The organism is Streptomyces sp. DI166, from assembly GCF_900091315.1.
In the GTDB taxonomy this organism is placed as follows: Bacteria; Actinomycetota; Actinomycetes; order Streptomycetales; family Streptomycetaceae; genus Streptomyces; species Streptomyces fuscus.
Genome location: NZ_FLSP01000052.1, coordinates 1 through 14506, shown reverse-complemented (window position 1 = coordinate 14506; position 14506 = coordinate 1). Strand labels below are relative to the sequence as shown.

General features: G+C 72.7%; 12 protein-coding genes. 3 read left to right on the top strand and 9 right to left on the bottom strand.

The genetic code is table 11. The features are described from left to right. Positions 1-3: 3 nt before the first annotated feature. Complete coding sequence (gene lipB, locus GA0115233_RS23885) at positions 4-801, bottom strand: lipoyl(octanoyl) transferase LipB (RefSeq protein WP_093722329.1); 798 nt, start codon at positions 799-801, stop codon at positions 4-6. A 233-nt stretch (positions 802-1034) separates the two neighbouring features. Here lipB and GA0115233_RS23880 point away from each other — a divergent pair, with 233 nt between their 5' ends. Beyond that, complete coding sequence (locus GA0115233_RS23880; protein ID WP_093722328.1) at positions 1035-2468, top strand: regulator; 1434 nt, start codon at positions 1035-1037, stop codon at positions 2466-2468. 60 nt (positions 2469-2528) lie between these two features. On the opposite strand, the gene GA0115233_RS23875 is transcribed toward GA0115233_RS23880, so the two are convergent. Continuing rightward, complete coding sequence (locus tag GA0115233_RS23875; RefSeq protein WP_093722327.1) at positions 2529-3866, bottom strand: NAD(P)/FAD-dependent oxidoreductase; 1338 nt, start codon at positions 3864-3866, stop codon at positions 2529-2531. 171 nt (positions 3867-4037) lie between these two features. Then, positions 4038-4934, bottom strand: coding sequence for a TIGR01777 family oxidoreductase (locus tag GA0115233_RS23870; RefSeq protein ID WP_093722326.1), 897 nt, complete (start codon positions 4932-4934; stop codon positions 4038-4040). Between the two features lie 72 nt (positions 4935-5006). Between GA0115233_RS23870 and GA0115233_RS23865 the strand changes: the two genes are divergently transcribed. Continuing rightward, the gene (locus GA0115233_RS23865) at positions 5007-5504 is read left to right on the top strand and encodes a GNAT family N-acetyltransferase (RefSeq protein ID WP_093722325.1); all 498 of its coding nucleotides are present in this window, start codon (positions 5007-5009) and stop codon (positions 5502-5504) included. A 148-nt stretch (positions 5505-5652) separates the two neighbouring features. Here the strand turns inward: GA0115233_RS23865 and GA0115233_RS23860 are convergent, their stop codons facing one another. After that, the gene (locus tag GA0115233_RS23860) at positions 5653-6837 is read right to left on the bottom strand and encodes a MarP family serine protease (RefSeq protein WP_093722358.1); all 1185 of its coding nucleotides are present in this window, start codon (positions 6835-6837) and stop codon (positions 5653-5655) included. Between the two features lie 198 nt (positions 6838-7035). On the opposite strand from GA0115233_RS23860, the gene GA0115233_RS23855 reads away from it, so the two are divergent. After that, positions 7036-7854, top strand: a complete 819-nt coding sequence (locus GA0115233_RS23855) for a peptidoglycan recognition protein family protein (protein ID WP_093722324.1) — start codon at positions 7036-7038, stop codon at positions 7852-7854. A gap of 25 nt (positions 7855-7879) precedes the next feature. On the opposite strand, the gene GA0115233_RS23850 is transcribed toward GA0115233_RS23855, so the two are convergent. From GA0115233_RS23850 to sucB, 5 genes are all read right to left on the bottom strand, one after another. Further along, entirely contained in the window at positions 7880-8404 is a 525-nt protein-coding gene (locus tag GA0115233_RS23850; protein ID WP_093722323.1) for a DUF4240 domain-containing protein, read from the bottom strand. Between the two features lie 56 nt (positions 8405-8460). Continuing rightward, positions 8461-9447 carry a helix-turn-helix transcriptional regulator gene (locus GA0115233_RS23845; RefSeq protein ID WP_093722322.1) on the bottom strand — a complete coding sequence of 329 codons (987 nt, stop codon included), beginning with the start codon at positions 9445-9447 and terminating at the stop codon, positions 8461-8463. 58 nt (positions 9448-9505) lie between these two features. Further along, positions 9506-12208 carry a pyruvate dehydrogenase (acetyl-transferring), homodimeric type gene (gene aceE, locus GA0115233_RS23840; RefSeq protein WP_093722321.1) on the bottom strand — a complete coding sequence of 901 codons (2703 nt, stop codon included), beginning with the start codon at positions 12206-12208 and terminating at the stop codon, positions 9506-9508. A 483-nt stretch (positions 12209-12691) separates the two neighbouring features. Further along, positions 12692-13321 (bottom strand): GntR family transcriptional regulator, encoded by a 630-nt coding sequence (locus tag GA0115233_RS23835; protein ID WP_093722320.1) that lies wholly within the window; start codon positions 13319-13321, stop codon positions 12692-12694. Between the two features lie 174 nt (positions 13322-13495). Then, on the bottom strand, positions 13496-14506 hold a 1011-nt coding region (sucB, locus tag GA0115233_RS23830), incomplete at its 5' end, for a 2-oxoglutarate dehydrogenase, E2 component, dihydrolipoamide succinyltransferase (protein ID WP_093722319.1).

Here is a 14506-nt window from a genome sequence, read left to right as displayed (position 1 = left end):
CTGTCAGGCGGTCGCCTTCTCGATCTCGCGGGGCCTGAGGTCCGCGTTCTCCAGGACGTCCTTCAGATGGCGTTCGACGACCGGCAGGACATCGGCGATCGTGATGTCGCGGCCGAGTTCGTCGGCGAGGGAGGCGACGCCCGCGTCGCGGATGCCGCACGGGATGATGCGGTCGAACCACTTGTTGTCCGGGTTCACGTTCAGGGCGAAGCCGTGCATGGTGACGCCCTTGGCGACCCGGATGCCGATCGCGGCGATCTTGCGGTCCTCGCGGCGCTGGCCCGCGTTGGACGGCGCGTACTCGGGGCCGTTCAGGCGCGGGTCGAACTCCTCGTCGTGCAGCCGGGGGTCGAAGTCGAGGGAGAGCCCGCCGATCGCCGGGCGCTGCTCGACCGGGTCACCGAGCACCCACACGCCGCTGCGGCCCTCGACCCGGCTGGTCTCCAGGCCGAACTCCGCGCAGGTGCGGATCAGGGCCTCCTCAAGGCGCCGCACGTGCGCCACCACGTCCACCGGGCGGGGCAGCTTCTGGATCGGGTAGCCGACCAGCTGGCCCGGACCGTGCCAGGTGATCTTGCCGCCGCGGTCCACGTCGATGACCGGGGTGCCGTCCAGCGGGCGCTCGTTCTCCTGGGTGCGCCGGCCGGCCGTGTAGACCGGCGGGTGTTCGAGCAGCAGCACGGTGTCGGGCACCTCGTCGGCGAACCGCGCCGCGTGCACCCGGCGCTGCTCGTCCCAGGCCACCTGGTAGTCGACGGCTTCCGCGCCGAACCCCATACGGACGAACCGCAACTCACTCACGGCAAGCGCCTCCCTGGACGTCGTAAGGCACGAACGGTGCCCACGCCACTGTACGACTGCCGGTCGAGCGTCAGTCTCGCGGCCAATCCTCACACGATCGGATGAACGGGTGGCGAAGTGTGCGATCACGTGCTCACTCTCCGCTACATTCGCGCCGTTCACAGAGGCCATAAGGGCTGCTCACAGGCAATCCGGGCATGTCAGAGCCCGGGAGGCAGGAGACCGCACCGCAGATGACGGAACGACCCGCGCAGCGCACCCCCAACCGCCAGCTCGCCGCGCTCATCGCAGAAGCGGGGTTCTCCAACGCGGGACTCGCCCGTCGCGTGGACCAGCTCGGACTCGAACACGGGCTGGACCTCAGATACGACAAGACATCGGTGACCCGATGGCTGCGCGGCCAGCAGCCGCGCGGCACCACCCCTGCCCTCATCGCCGAGGTCTTCACCCGCCGCCTCGGCCGCCGCCTCACCGCCCAGGACCTCGGCCTGGACGCGTGCGCCCCCGTCTACGCGGGCCTGGAGTTCGCCGCCACCCCCGAGGAGGCCGTCGACATCGTCAGCGGGCTGTGGCGCAAGGACTCCGGCAGCCATGCCGAACTCCGCAAGATCGCCTTCACCCCGGCCGGGCTCGTGGTGCCCAGCCGGGACTGGCTGATCGGCCGCGCCGACGACAAGGTCGCGCACGAGCAGACCGCCCGCGTCCCCGCCCAGGGCCGCCCCACGATGCCCCGCCAGCGCGGCCAGGGCGAGCGCCCGCCGGGGCAGAAGGTCACCGCGGGCGACATCAACGCCCTGCGCTCGGTCGGCGAACTCTTCCGCACCCTGGACAACATGTACGGCGGCGGCCACGCCCGCCAGGCCCTCGTGCGCTACCTGGAGCACGAGTGCGAGCCGATGCTGCGCGGCACCTACGGCGAACAGACCGGCCGCCGTCTGTTCGCCGCCGCGGCCGACCTCACCCGGCTCGCGGGCTGGACCTCGTACGACATCGCCGCGCACGGGCTGGCGCAGCGCTACTACGTCCAGTCGCTGCGGCTGGCCCAGGCGGCCGGGGACCGGGCCTACGGCAGCTATGTGCTGGTCACCATGAGCCGCCAGGCCGTCTACCTCGGGCACGGCCGGGAGGCGGTGCAGCTCGCCCGGGTCGCGCAGCAGGGTGTGGGCACCAACGCGTCGCCCACCGTGCAGGCGCTGCTGCACGCCGCCGAGGCACGCGGGCACGGGGTGCTGGGGGAGGTACGGGCCTGCACGGCGTCGCTGGTACGGGCCGAGCGGGCGCTGGAGGCGGCGAAGCCCGGTGACGAGGTGCCGCACTGGGCGCGGTTCTTCGACGAGGCGCAGCTCGCCGACGAGTTCGGCCACTGCCACCGCGACCTCCAGCAGTTCCGGGCCGCGGCCCAGCACGCCGAGCGCTCGCTCCAGCTGCGGGCGCCCGCCTTCGCCCGCAGCCGCCTGTTCTGCCGGGTCGTCCTCGCCTCCGCCCGCCTGGGCCTCGGCGAGCTGGACCAGGCGTGCGCGCTGGCCGTGGAGGCGGCCGGACAGGCGGCCGAGATGCGCTCGGTCCGGGCGGTGGAGTACATCAAGGACTTCGAACGCCGCCTGGAGCCCTACAAGGACGCCGCCCCCGTACGCGGCTACCGCGACAAGGTGGCAGCCCTGGCCTGACCGGGACCCGGCCCGGTGCCCGGCACGCCGCTCGGAGTGGGCGTGCCGGGCAGGGGCGGATCATGCCGCTGTTGGGAGGGGGTCCGCGCGGTGCAGGGAACCGGCCGCGCCCAGGTCTGTCAGGAGTGAGCCTGTGGCGCGGGCGGCGGAGCGCAGGGCGGCCTGGACCGTGCTGCCGGCGTCCCGGTGGTCGCCGCACACGTACAGGCCCGCCAGCAGCCGTACCGGACGGCCGGGGTCGTACGGAGGGCGGGTGGCCGGGACCGCGTCCGGGGTGTGGTGCACGGCCAGGGTCTCCCAGCTCGCCGTGGACGTGCCGTAGAGGCGGGCGAGGTGGGTGCGTACGGCCGTGTCCAGGTCGGGCGGGGGAGTGCCCAGCACCGTCGACGAGATCAGGGCGCGGCCCGCCGGGGCGCGGGTCGGGTCCACGGCGCTGACGACCGCCGTGTGCGCGACCGGTCCGCCCCGGTCGGCGTCCAGCAGCAGCGCCCCGCCGGTCGTGGGCGGCCGGTCCGTGGTGTGGTGGACGACCGTCACCGGGTGGGTGTCCGGCACCCGCAGCCCCGGCAACAGCCCCGCCGCCGTGCCCGCGCCGGTGGCCAGCAGGATCGCCCGGCACCGGAACACCCCGTGCTCCGCCGTGGTCACCGAGGTCGTGGAGACCGAGGTGACCCGAACCCCGGTGCGCACGGTCCCGGGCGGCAGCGACCGGGCGAGCAGCTGCGGCAGCGCCTCCGCGCCGCCCTCCGGGACGCACAGACGGCCGCTCGCGTAGGCGTGCAGGGCGAGGTCCGCCGAGCGGCTGGACGCCGTCAGCTCCGGGTCGCACAGCAGCGCCGCCAGCAGGGGGCGCAGGAAGCTCTCCACCGCGCGGCCGGGCAGACCCCGTTCGGTCAGCGCCTGCCCGGCCGGTGACTCGGCGCGGGCCAGCAGCCGTTCGACCGGTGTGCCCGCGATCCGGGCGAGCGCGGCGGCCAGGCGGGCCTGATCGACCGCCGTCCCCAGCGGCGTACGGGGCGCCGAGGCCGGACGGGGGGCGCTCGCGAGGGCGCGCACCGCGTGGAGTGCGCCCCTTGCGCCACCCTGGGGCGCCGGAGCGCCCACCCGGTGGCGGTGTCCGTCGCTGTGCAGCAGGACTCCGGGTGCGAACGAGCACAGGGCGAGCGCGTCGAGACCCGGGGTGTGGCGCAGTTCGGGATACGACGTGGACATCAACTGCCCGATGCGGTCGAGCCGGAAGCCGTCGACCTTCTCGGTCGACATACGGCCGCCCACCTCATGGGCGGCCTCCAGGACTGTGGTCGTCACTCCTGCGCTGGTCAGCCGATGTGCCGCGGCGAGGCCGGCGATCCCGGCTCCCACCACGACGACGTCCGCCTGGTACGCGGGCTCAAACACGTGCCCCTCCTCGACGTTGCGCGGCCGGTGGAGACCTCATGCCCCCAACTGGCTCCCGGGATACCCGAGTTCGGGTCGAGGTTAGGTCCGGTACCGGTCAGCGGAAGTCGCGCGTCGACCGGGCACGGTCGCACAACGGTCGCATACGGAAGGGAAGTTGATCGCGCTCCGTCACAGCGCGGCACGTACGGCCTCATCGATACCGGGGTAGGTGAACCGGAACCCCGACTCCAGCAGCCGCTTCGGCACCACCCGCGCACTGCCGAGCACATCCCCGGCCATCTCCCCGAGCACCGTGCGCAGCACCGCGGCGGGCACCGGGAACGGGGTCGGCCGCTTCAGCACCCGGCCCATCGCCGCGGTGATCTCACGGTTCGTCACCGGCTCCGGCGCCGTCACGTTGAACGGGCCCGACAGCTCCTCGGAGTCCAGCAGATGACGGATCGCGGCCACCTCGTCGTGCAGCGAGACGAACGACCAGTACTGCCCGCCGTCCCCCATCCGCCCGCCCAGGCCCGCCCTGAACAACGGGAACAGCCGGGCCCACGCCCCGCCGTCCCGCGCCACCACCAGCCCCGAGCGCACGAGCACCGTCCGCACCCCGGCCCGCTCCGCCGGAGCCGTCGCCGCCTCCCAGCGCACGCACAGTTCGGGCAGGAAGCCCTCCCCGGGCGGCGCGCTCTCGTCGACGATCCGGTCGCCGGTCCTGCCGTAGTAGCCGATCGCACTGCCGTTGACGAACACCCGCGGCGGGCTGTCCATGGCCGCGATCGCCTCCGCGAGCGCCGCCGTGCCCAGCACCCTGCTGTCCCGGATCCGCGCCTTGTACGTCTCCGTCCAGCGCCGTGAGCCCACCCCGGCGCCCGCCAGATTGACCACCGCGTCGCACCCGGCGAGATCGCCCGCGTCGACGAACCGGGCCCCCGGGTCCCACCGGATCTCGTCCTGCGACCGCGGCGCGCGCCGCACCAGCCGTACCACCTCGACACCGTCCGCCCGCAGGGACCGGGTCAGGGCACCGCCGATCAGCCCGGACGCGCCCGCGACGGCCACTCGTGAGATCCGCATGCTCCCCATCCTGTTCCCCCCCGCCGAAAATGCCTGGTCGGAACCGCCCGTGTCCCCCATAAGGTGAGCCCCATGTCCGAGACCCAGCCGCCGCGCATACGTATCGCCCGCCCCGCCGACGAGCAGGACCTGGCCCGTCTCGACCGCGACACCTGGTCGACGCTGCACGCCGTCACGCCCCGCCCGCAACCGCCGTACCGTCCCTTCTTCGACGAGCGGCACCTTCCCGAGGACTTCCTCGTCGCCGAGCTGGACGGATGCGTCGCGGGCTACATCCGTATCGTCCCGCCCACTCCGCTCGCCTCGAACGCGCACGTCCAGCAGATCCAGGGCCTCGCCGTCACGGAGTCGGCGCGCGGGCGCGGCGTGGGGCGGGCGCTGATCCGGGCGGCCGTCGAGGAGGCCCGACGCCGCGGCGCCCGCCGCCTCACGCTGCGCGTCCTCGGCCACAACACCCCGGCCCGCAAGCTGTACGAGTCCGAGGGGTTCGTGGTGGAGGGCGTACTGCCCGAGGAGTTCTGCCTGGACGGCACCTATGTGGACGACGTCGTCATGGGGCGCCGTCTCTGACCTCCTGGTCCAGGGCGGCGGCCGCCCGGCGCCTGCGCACCGCCACCGCGAGCGCGGCGCCCGCCACGAGCAGGGAGATCAGGAAGAACACGGCCACGAGAAACCTCCCGGGGATCGGAGGTCTCCCATGATCGTGGAGCGGGGCGCCCTACGAGGTGATCAGCTCGCCCGTGTCCACCGGCGCGGTCGCCCGCGCCGCCCGCTCGGCGTCCTCGGCGACCTCCGCCGCGGTCAGCACATAGCCGGTCTCGGCGTCGGAGGTGGAGCGGGCGAAGACCACACCGAACACCCGGCCGTCGGTGGTCAGCAGCGGCCCGCCGGAGTTGCCGGGGCGGACGGTGGAGCGGATCGAGTAGATCTCCCGGGTGACGTTCCTGTCGTTGTAGATGTTCTGGCCCGTCGCCCGCACCCGGCTCGCGACGGTGGCCGCCTGGAGGTTCAGGTCACCGTCCTCGGGATAGCCCGCCACCACCGCGGAATCACCCCGGTCCGCGTCGTCGTCCCACTTCAGCACCGGCGCCTTCAGCTCCGGCACGTACAGCACCGCCACGTCCTTGTCGGGGTCGAACAGCACCACGCGGGAGGCGTACGACCGCCCGACTCCGCCCACCCGCACGCTCGGCTCGTCGATGCCGGCCACCACATGCGCGTTGGTCATCACATGCCGGGCCGCGTACACGAACCCGCTGCCCTCGCGGCCCTGGGTGCCCGCCACTCCCTCGATCTTGACCGTGCTCAGCTTGGCGGCGTCGGTCGCGGCGGCGGTGACGCTGTCCCCGGTGGGCTTGGCGACCTCGGCGGTGGACTCGCTCTCGAACGGGTTGAACACCTGCGGGAACCCCGCCTCGGTGAGCGCGGAGGTGGCCCGCGAGAACCAGGCGGGCGTGGTGTCCGGCATCGCGTCCTGCACGGTCCCCAGCAGCCGGGAGTCCCGGATCGCCGACGTCAGCAGCGGCGAGGAGGAGGCGGCCAGCACGCTCGCCGCGACCCAGGCCACGATCAGCACCGCCACCGAGTTGGCGACGGCGCCGCCGACCCCGTCGACCACCCTGAGCGGCCCCTGGTCCAGCTCCCGGCGCAGCCGCAGCGCCAGCCGCCCCGCCAGCTCGTGCCCCACCGCCGCCGGGACCAGCACCGTCAGCACGGCGGTCACCGTCGCCGCCGTGGTGCCCGGCTCCACCAGCTCCATCAGCCAGGGCAGCACCCACACACCGACGGCCGCGCCGCCCACGAACCCGGCGAGCGCCACGCAGCCCGCGACCAGACCGCGCCGGTACCCGGAGGCCGCGTAGGCCAGAACAGCCAGTAACAGCAGGATGTCGAGCAGGTCCACCAAGCCGCCTCTCTCTCGACCATTCAGTACGCACGGAACGGGCTCAGTGATCAGTCACGCGCGCGTGCCGCGGCGAACCAGTCACGCGTGCGTGTACCCCGGAAAACGTCCCAGACCATGACGATGGTTCCATCGGGTGTTCCTTCGGGTGGCAGCGCACATATCGCGAACGGTCCGGATCCGTCGGACAGTGGTGCCATGCGTGTCGAGAGACCCGTCCGGCGAAGACCGCGGGGGGTGCGGAGCCGCCGTACCCCCCGAATACCCCGCGCGGCCCTGGTCGCCCTGGGCTGGCTGCCGGGGCTCGCCGCCGTCACGGCGCTGGCCCTGTGCGCGAACGGCGTGGAGGACGCCGCCACGACCGCCGCGAAGCCCCCGGCGGCCCGCCCCGCCGTCGCCCACACCGCGGCCCGGCCGCCGATCGTGCCGCGCTCCGCGTGGCTGGACCGGGACACCTGGCGCGAGCAGCCCCCGCCGCGCTACGACGACAAGGTCGTCGCCGTCTTCATCCACCACACCGACTCGCCCAACGCCTACGACTGCGCCGAGTCCCCCCGGATCATCCGCTACCTGTACAGCGGGCAGACCGGCTCACGGGACTGGGACGACATCGGCTACAACTTCCTCGTCGACCGCTGCGGCACCATCTACGAGGGCCGCGCGGGCGGCACCGACCGCCCCGTCACCGGCGCCCACACCCAGGGCTTCAACCACCGCACCGCCGGTATCGCCGCGCTCGGCACCTTCACCGCCGGGGTCGAGGTACCGAAGGCGATGACCGACTCCATCGCCGCGCTGGCCGCCTGGAAGCTGGGCCTGTCCGGCGTCGACCCGCGCGCCGAGGTACGCCTGGTCTCCAGCAACAGCGGCAGCCGCTACGCCCGCGGCACCACCGCCACGCTGCACGCCCTGGCGGGCCACCAGGAGGGCTACATGACGACCTGCCCCGGAGCGGCCCTGATGGCCGAGCTGCCGGAGATACGGGACCTGGCGGCCCGCCTGCAGGGCCGCCGCTGAGCGGGTTCGGCGCCGACACGGCGGCTCAGTCGCGGAGGCGGAACCGTTCCCAGAGCTTGGGGTAACGATCCGCCAGAGCCTGCTCGTTCTCGAAGTCCAGGGCGGCGCCCACCGGTTCCGCCGGGGCGGGCGCGATACCGAGGTCGGGGGCGATCGTCCCGGTCAGCTGTTCGTACGCCTCGTCGGCCGCGTACCCCAGCTCCTCCCCGTCCCCGTCGAACTCCTCGTCGAAGTCGTCCAGCAGGTCCGCGAGCGAGTCGGGATCGTGCACCGCGCTCTCGTACATCTCCCGGCCCTGCCCGATCAGCCAGCACCGGAAGAAGTCGAAGGCGTCGTCGCTGGCGCCGTCCAGCAGGAGCCACGCGGCACCCCACAGATCCCAGGTGTACGCGCGGTTGTAGCGGGCCTCGAAGTGACGGGAGAAGTCCAGGACCATCTCGGGGTCCAGTTGCAGGAGCCGTTCGACCAGCAGGTCCGCCTGCTCCTCCGGGTCGCCCTCGGCGGCCTCGCGGGTGGCGTCCACCAGCTCCCAGAACTCCGTCTCGTCCATCACGGGTCCAGCATCGGCCCTGGAGAGGTGGGGCGCACGTGGAGTGCGGCGGATTGTTATCGGTCCCGGGGCGCCGAGTACAGGGCGTTCAGCCGTGCCGCGTCGGCCACGAAGCGCGCCCGCAGACTCTCCGGCGCCAGTACTTCCGCCTCCGGCCCCAGCGTGGTGAGCTGCGCGTGCGCCACGTCCTCCGACTCCACGGGCAGGGTGACGGTCACCCATCCGTCCGCGTCCGGCTCCGGGGCGCCCGCCAGCGCCTCCCGCGCCGCCTGCGGATCACCGGCGTACGGCAGCCTGCGCACCCCGTCCGGGGAGAGCCGTACGACCACCTCGGCGTGCAGGATGGAGCGCGCGAACTGCTCGGCCCGGTCCTCCCAGAAGGCGGGCAGGTCGAACTCCTCGTCCCGTTCGAACCGTTCCCCGGCCGCGTCCACGGAGGTGAAGCGGTCGATGCGGTAGACCCGGTGGGTGCCGTGCCCGGCGACCCGTGCGCACAGGTACCAGACCCCGGCCTTCAGGACGAGCCCGTACGGCTCCAGCTCCCGCCGGACCTCGCCGTCCCCGCGCCGGTACACCGCGGCGATCCGCCGGTCGTCCCAGACCGCCTGCGCGACCGCGGGCAGCAGCGCGGGCGTCTTCGGCTCCTTGAACCAGTCCGGCGCGTCCAGATGGAACCGCTGGGCGGCGCTGCGCGGGGCGTCCCGCAGGGAGGGCAGGAGCGCGGCGGAGACCTTCAGCCGCGCGGCGGAGGCGGCGTCCTCCAGGCCCATCTCGCGCAGCGCCCCCGGCACCCCGCTGAGGAAGAGCGCCTCGGCCTCGCTGCGGGCAAGCCCGGTCAGCCGGGTGCGGTAGCCGCCGATCAGCCGGTAGCCCCCGGCCCGACCCCGGTCCGCGTAGACCGGCACCCCGGCCTCCGACAGCGCCTGCGCGTCCCGGGTCACCGTCCGCTCGGACACCTCCAGCTCCCGGGCCAGCTCGGCGGCGGTCATCGAGGGGCGGGACTGGAGCAGCAGAACCATCTTGATCAGTCGGGCGGCACGCACCCGACCATCATGCAATGAGGCCCCCGCCGCAGCGGGGGCCTCATCGGCACAGTGCCTTCTACAGGCCGTAGCGCTCGCGGGCTTCCTTCACCGCCGTCGCCTTGGCCTCGCCGCGCCGGGCGAGCTGGGCGAGGGCCGCGACCACGATGGACTCGGCGTCCACCCCGAAGTGGCGGCGGGCCGCGTCACGGGTGTCCGACAGACCGAAGCCGTCGGCACCGAGCGAGGCCCAGTCCTGCTCGACCCACTGCGCGATCTGGTCGGGCACCTGGCGCATGTAGTCGGAGACCGCCAGCACCGGGCCCTCGGCGCCCTGGAGCGCCTGCCGGACGAACGGCACCCGCTCCTCGCCGCGCAGCAGCGCCGCGTCCGCCTCCAGCGCGTCGCGCCGCAGCTCGGTCCACGACGTCGCCGACCACACGTCGGCCGCGACACCCCACTCCTCGGCGAGCAGCTTCTGCGCCTTCAGCGCCCAGTGGATCGCCGTACCGGAGCCCAGCAGCTGGATGCGCGGGGCGTTGGCCGGGACGGTCAGGCCCGCGGACTCCGCCGTGTTGAAGCGGTACAGGCCCTTGACGATGCCCTCGTCGACACCGGGCACCGACGGCTTCGCGGGCTGCGGCAGCGGCTCGTTGTAGACCGTCAGGTAGTAGAAGACGTCCTGGTCCTCGCCGGGCGCCGCCTCGCCGTACATCCGGCGCAGGCCCTCCTTGACGATCGCCGCGACCTCGTAGGCGAAGGCCGGGTCGTACGTCAGGGCGGCCGGGTTGGTGGCCGCGATGACGGGGGAGTGGCCGTCGGCGTGCTGCAGGCCCTCACCGGTCAGCGTGGTGCGGCCGGCGGTGGCGCCGACCAGGAAGCCGCGGCCGAGCTGGTCGCCGAGCTGCCACATCTGGTCGGCCGTGCGCTGCCAGCCGAACATCGAGTAGAAGATGTAGAACGGGATCATCGTCTCGCCGTGCGTCGCGTACGACGTCGAAGCGGCGATGAAGTCGGCCATCGAACCGGCCTCGGTGATCCCCTCGTTGAGGATCTGGCCGTTCTTGGCCTCCTTGTAGTACATGAGCTGGTCGCGGTCGACCGGCTCGTACGTCTGGCCCTTGGGCGAGTAGATGCCGAGCGACGGGAACAGCGACTCCATACCGAAGGTGCGCGCCTCGTCGGGGACGATCGGCACCCAGCGCTTGCCCGTCTCCTTGTCGCGGACCAGGTCCTTGATCAGGCGGACGAAGGCCATGGTGGTGGCCACGTTCTGGGAGCCGGAGCCCTTGTCGAAGGAGGCGAACGCCTTCTCCGCCGGGGCGGGCAGCGGCGCGACCGGGTGGACGCGGCGGGCCGGGGCCGGGCCGCCGAGGGCCGCGCGGCGCTCCTGGAGGTAGCGGACCTCGGGGGAGTCCGCGCCGGGGTGGCCGTAGGGGACCTGGCCGTCGGCGAAGTCGCTGTCCTTGATGGGCAGTTCCAGCAGGTCGCGCATCGCCTTGAACTCGTCCACCGAGAGCTTCTTCATCTGGTGGTTGGCGTTCTTCGACGCGAAGCCCGCACCGAGGGTGTGGCCCTTGACCGTCTGGGCCAGGATCACGGTCGGCGCGCCCTTGTGCTCGACGGCGGCCTTGTACGCGGCGTACACCTTGCGGGACTCGTGGCCGCCGCGGGAGAGGTGGAAGCACTCAAGGATCTTGTCGTCACTGAGGAGCTTCGCCATCTCCGCGAGCGCCGGGTCCTTGCCGAAGAAGTCCTGGCGGATGTAGGCGGCGTCGCGGGTCTGGTACGTCTGCACCTGGGCGTCCGGTACCTCGCGCAGCCGGCGTACCAGCGCGCCGGTGGTGTCGAGCTGGAACAGCTCGTCCCAGGCGGAGCCCCACAGGGTCTTGATGACGTTCCAGCCGGCGCCGCGGAACTGGGCCTCCAGCTCCTGCACGATCTTGAAGTTGGCGCGGACCGGGCCGTCGAGGCGCTGCAGGTTGCAGTTGATGACGAAGGTCAGGTTGTCCAGGCCCTCGCGGCTGGCCAGCGCGAGCGCGGCCGTCGACTCCGGCTCGTCCATCTCGCCGTCGCCGAGGAACGCCCACACGTGCGAGGCGGAGACGTCCTTGATGCCGCGGTTGGTCAGATAGCGGTTGAAGCGCGCCTGGTAGATCGCGGAGAGCGGGCCGAGGCCCATGGAGACGGTGGGGAACTCCCACAGCCAGGGCAGCCGGCGCGGGTGCGGGTACGACGGCAGACCGTTGCCGCCCGCCTCCTGGCGGAAGTTGTCCAGGTGCTGCTCGGTGAGCCGGCCGTCGAGGAAGGCGCGGGCGTAGATGCCGGGGGAGGCGTGGCCCTGGATGTAGAGCTGGTCGCCGGAGCCGTCCGCCTCCTTGCCCTTGAAGAAGTGGTTGAAGCCGGTCTCGTACAGCCAGGCGGCCGAGGCGAAGGTGGCGATGTGGCCGCCGACGCCGTATTTGCTGCCGCGGGTCACCATGGCGGCCGCGTTCCAGCGGTTCCAGGCGGTGATCCTGGCCTCCATCTCCGGGTCACCGGGCACGGCGGGCTCGGCGGCGGTCGGGATGGTGTTGACGTAGTCCGTCTCCAGCAGCTTGGGCAGCGCGACTCCGGCGCCCTCCGCGCGCTCCAGGGTGCGGCGCATCAGGTAGGCCGCACGGTGCGGGCCGGCCGCCTTGGCGACCGCGTCCAGGGAGGCCTGCCATTCGGCGGTCTCCTCGGGGTCCCGGTCGGGGAGCTGGTCGAGCTCGCTGGGCTGGATGGCGTTGGGGTCGGTCATGTCGCCGCCTTCCTCAGTCGAAGGGGGTTCCCTCATCGGTAAGGGTTCGGGGGTGCCCTTGGTCTTTGGCAGGACAGGGCGAGGGGCTTGGGTGGCAAGCCCGCCGCGACTGTAACTCCCTGATCGATGATCGATCAAAGGGTTGAGGGAGAAAACCTCTTGATCACGAGAAAGTCGGCACGGGGTGCCTCCGGCGGTGGCACGGGGTGACCGTTCTGCCGGTGATTTGCGCAGGTGAGATGGGGTGGGCGCGGATGAGCTCGGGGCGTTCGGAGGGGTGGCGGGTGCGGGGCGGTGGGGGCTGGTCGCGCAGTTCCCCGCGCCCCTTTATGGCTCGTGCACGCTGTACGGCGCGGGGTGTAGGGGCTGGTGGCTGCGGCTGGGCTCGGGTCCCCCGGAGGGGCGGCGAGTGCGGGTCGCAGGGGGCTGGTCGCGCGGTTCCCCGCGCCCCTTCAGGGCGCGGGGGCCGGCCCCCGCGGACGTCTACGGCTCGTGCCGCGGGGCGCAGCCCAGGACGTGGGCCTTGACCAGCTCGGCGATCCTCGGGTCCCGGCGCTTGAAGGCCGCGACCAGCTCCTCGTGCTCCTCCGCGTAGGACTGCTGGACCGTGCCCAGCCAGCGGATCGACAGGGCCGTGAAGACCTCGATGCCGAGCCCCTCCCAGGTGTGCAGGAGCACGGAGTTCCCGGCCGCGCGCACCAATTCGCGGTGGAAGCCGACGGTGTGCCGCACCTGGGCCGTGCCGTCCGCCATGCGGTCGGCCTCGTACAGCGCCGCCACATGCGGCTCCAGCGCCGAGCAGTCCATCGCGAGCCGCTCCGCCGCCAGCTCCGCCGCGATGGCCTCCAGACCGGCCCGGACGGGGTAGCTCTCCTCCAGGTCCGCGGCGGTCAGATTGCGCACCCGTACGCCCTTGTTCGGCGCCGACTCGATCAGCCGCAGCGACTCCAGCTCGCGCAGCGCCTCACGGACCGGCGTCTGGCTGACCTCCAGCTCGGTCGCGATCCGCCGCTCCACGATCCGCTCACCCGGCTGCCAGCGCCCGCTGATGATCCCTTCCAGGATGTGCTCGCGGATCTGTTCGCGCAGCGAGTGGACGACGGGCGCGGTCATGAGGGCTCCTTAGGGCGCGCGTTTGACGTTTAGACAATAAGGCCGCGAGCCCGCCCCGCAGGGGCGCACAGGGGCGCTTTCGCGCAGGTGAGACGAGACTTACACGGCGGTAGGGCGAAGCCCCCGCCCGGAACGCTCCGGACGGGGGCTTCGCCGTGGTACCGCGGAAGCGGGTTACAGGCCGAGCTCGACCTCGAACTCGCCCGCCTCCAGGATCGCCTTGACCGCGGTCAGGTAACGGGCCGCGTCGGCGCCGTCCACCAGACGGTGGTCGTAGGACAGGGTCAGGTACGTCATGTCGCGGACGCCGATGACCGAGCCCTCCTCCGTCTCGATGACGGCCGGGCGCTTGACGGTGGCGCCGATGCCGAGGATCGCGACCTGGCCCGGCGGCACGATGATCGTGTCGAAGAGCGCACCGCGCGAACCGGTGTTGGAGATGGTGAAGGTCGCGCCCGACAGCTCGTCCGGCGTGATCTTGTTGCCGCGGACCTTGCCCGCCAGCTCCGCCGTGGCCTTGGCGATACCGGCCAGGTTGAGGTCACCGGCGTTCTTGATGACCGGGGTCATCAGGCCCTTCTCGGAGTCCACCGCGATACCGATGTTCTCGGTGTCGAAGTAGGTGATGGTCCCCTCGGCCTCGTTGATCTTGGCGTTGATGGCCGGGTGGGCCTTCAGCGCCTGCGCGGCGGCCTTGACGAAGAACGGCATCGGGGAGAGCTTGACGCCCTCACGGGCCGCGAACGCGTCCTTGGCGCGGGCGCGCAGCCGCATCAGCCGCGTGACGTCGACCTCGACGACCGACGACAGCTGGGCCTGCTCGTGCAGCGCCTTGACCATGTTGTCGCCGATGACCTTGCGGATGCGCGGCATCTTGACGGTCTGGCCGCGCAGCGGGGAGGCCTCCAGCACGGGGGCCTTCTTCGCGGCGGCCGGAGCGGCGGCAGCGGCCGGAGCCGGGGCGGCCTTCGCGGCCTCGGCGGCGGCGAGCACGTCCTGCTTGCGGATACGGCCGCCGACGCCGGTGCCCTTGACGGTGGACAGGTCGACGCCGTTCTCGGCGGCGAGCTTGCGCACCAGCGGGGTGACGTAGGCACCCTCGTCCGTCGCCTTGGCGGCGGCGGGCGCGGGGGCGGCCGGGGTGACCGGGGCCGGAGCGGCCGGAGCGGGCGCGGGGGCGGCCGG

What these genes read in the sequence shown, in the direction of transcription:
- GA0115233_RS23880 (WP_093722328.1), top strand. Translation starts at nt 1,035, where the DNA reads ATGACGGAACGACCCGCGCAGCGCACCCCCAACCGCCAGCTCGCCGCG.
- GA0115233_RS23870 (WP_093722326.1), bottom strand. Translation starts at nt 4,934, where the DNA reads ATGCGGATCTCACGAGTGGCCGTCGCGGGCGCGTCCGGGCTGATCGGC.
- GA0115233_RS23865 (WP_093722325.1), top strand. Translation starts at nt 5,007, where the DNA reads ATGTCCGAGACCCAGCCGCCGCGCATACGTATCGCCCGCCCCGCCGAC.
- GA0115233_RS23855 (WP_093722324.1), top strand. Translation starts at nt 7,036, where the DNA reads ATGCGTGTCGAGAGACCCGTCCGGCGAAGACCGCGGGGGGTGCGGAGC.
- GA0115233_RS23850 (WP_093722323.1), bottom strand. Translation starts at nt 8,404, where the DNA reads ATGGACGAGACGGAGTTCTGGGAGCTGGTGGACGCCACCCGCGAGGCC.
- aceE (WP_093722321.1), bottom strand. Translation starts at nt 12,208, where the DNA reads ATGACCGACCCCAACGCCATCCAGCCCAGCGAGCTCGACCAGCTCCCC.
- GA0115233_RS23835 (WP_093722320.1), bottom strand. Translation starts at nt 13,321, where the DNA reads ATGACCGCGCCCGTCGTCCACTCGCTGCGCGAACAGATCCGCGAGCAC.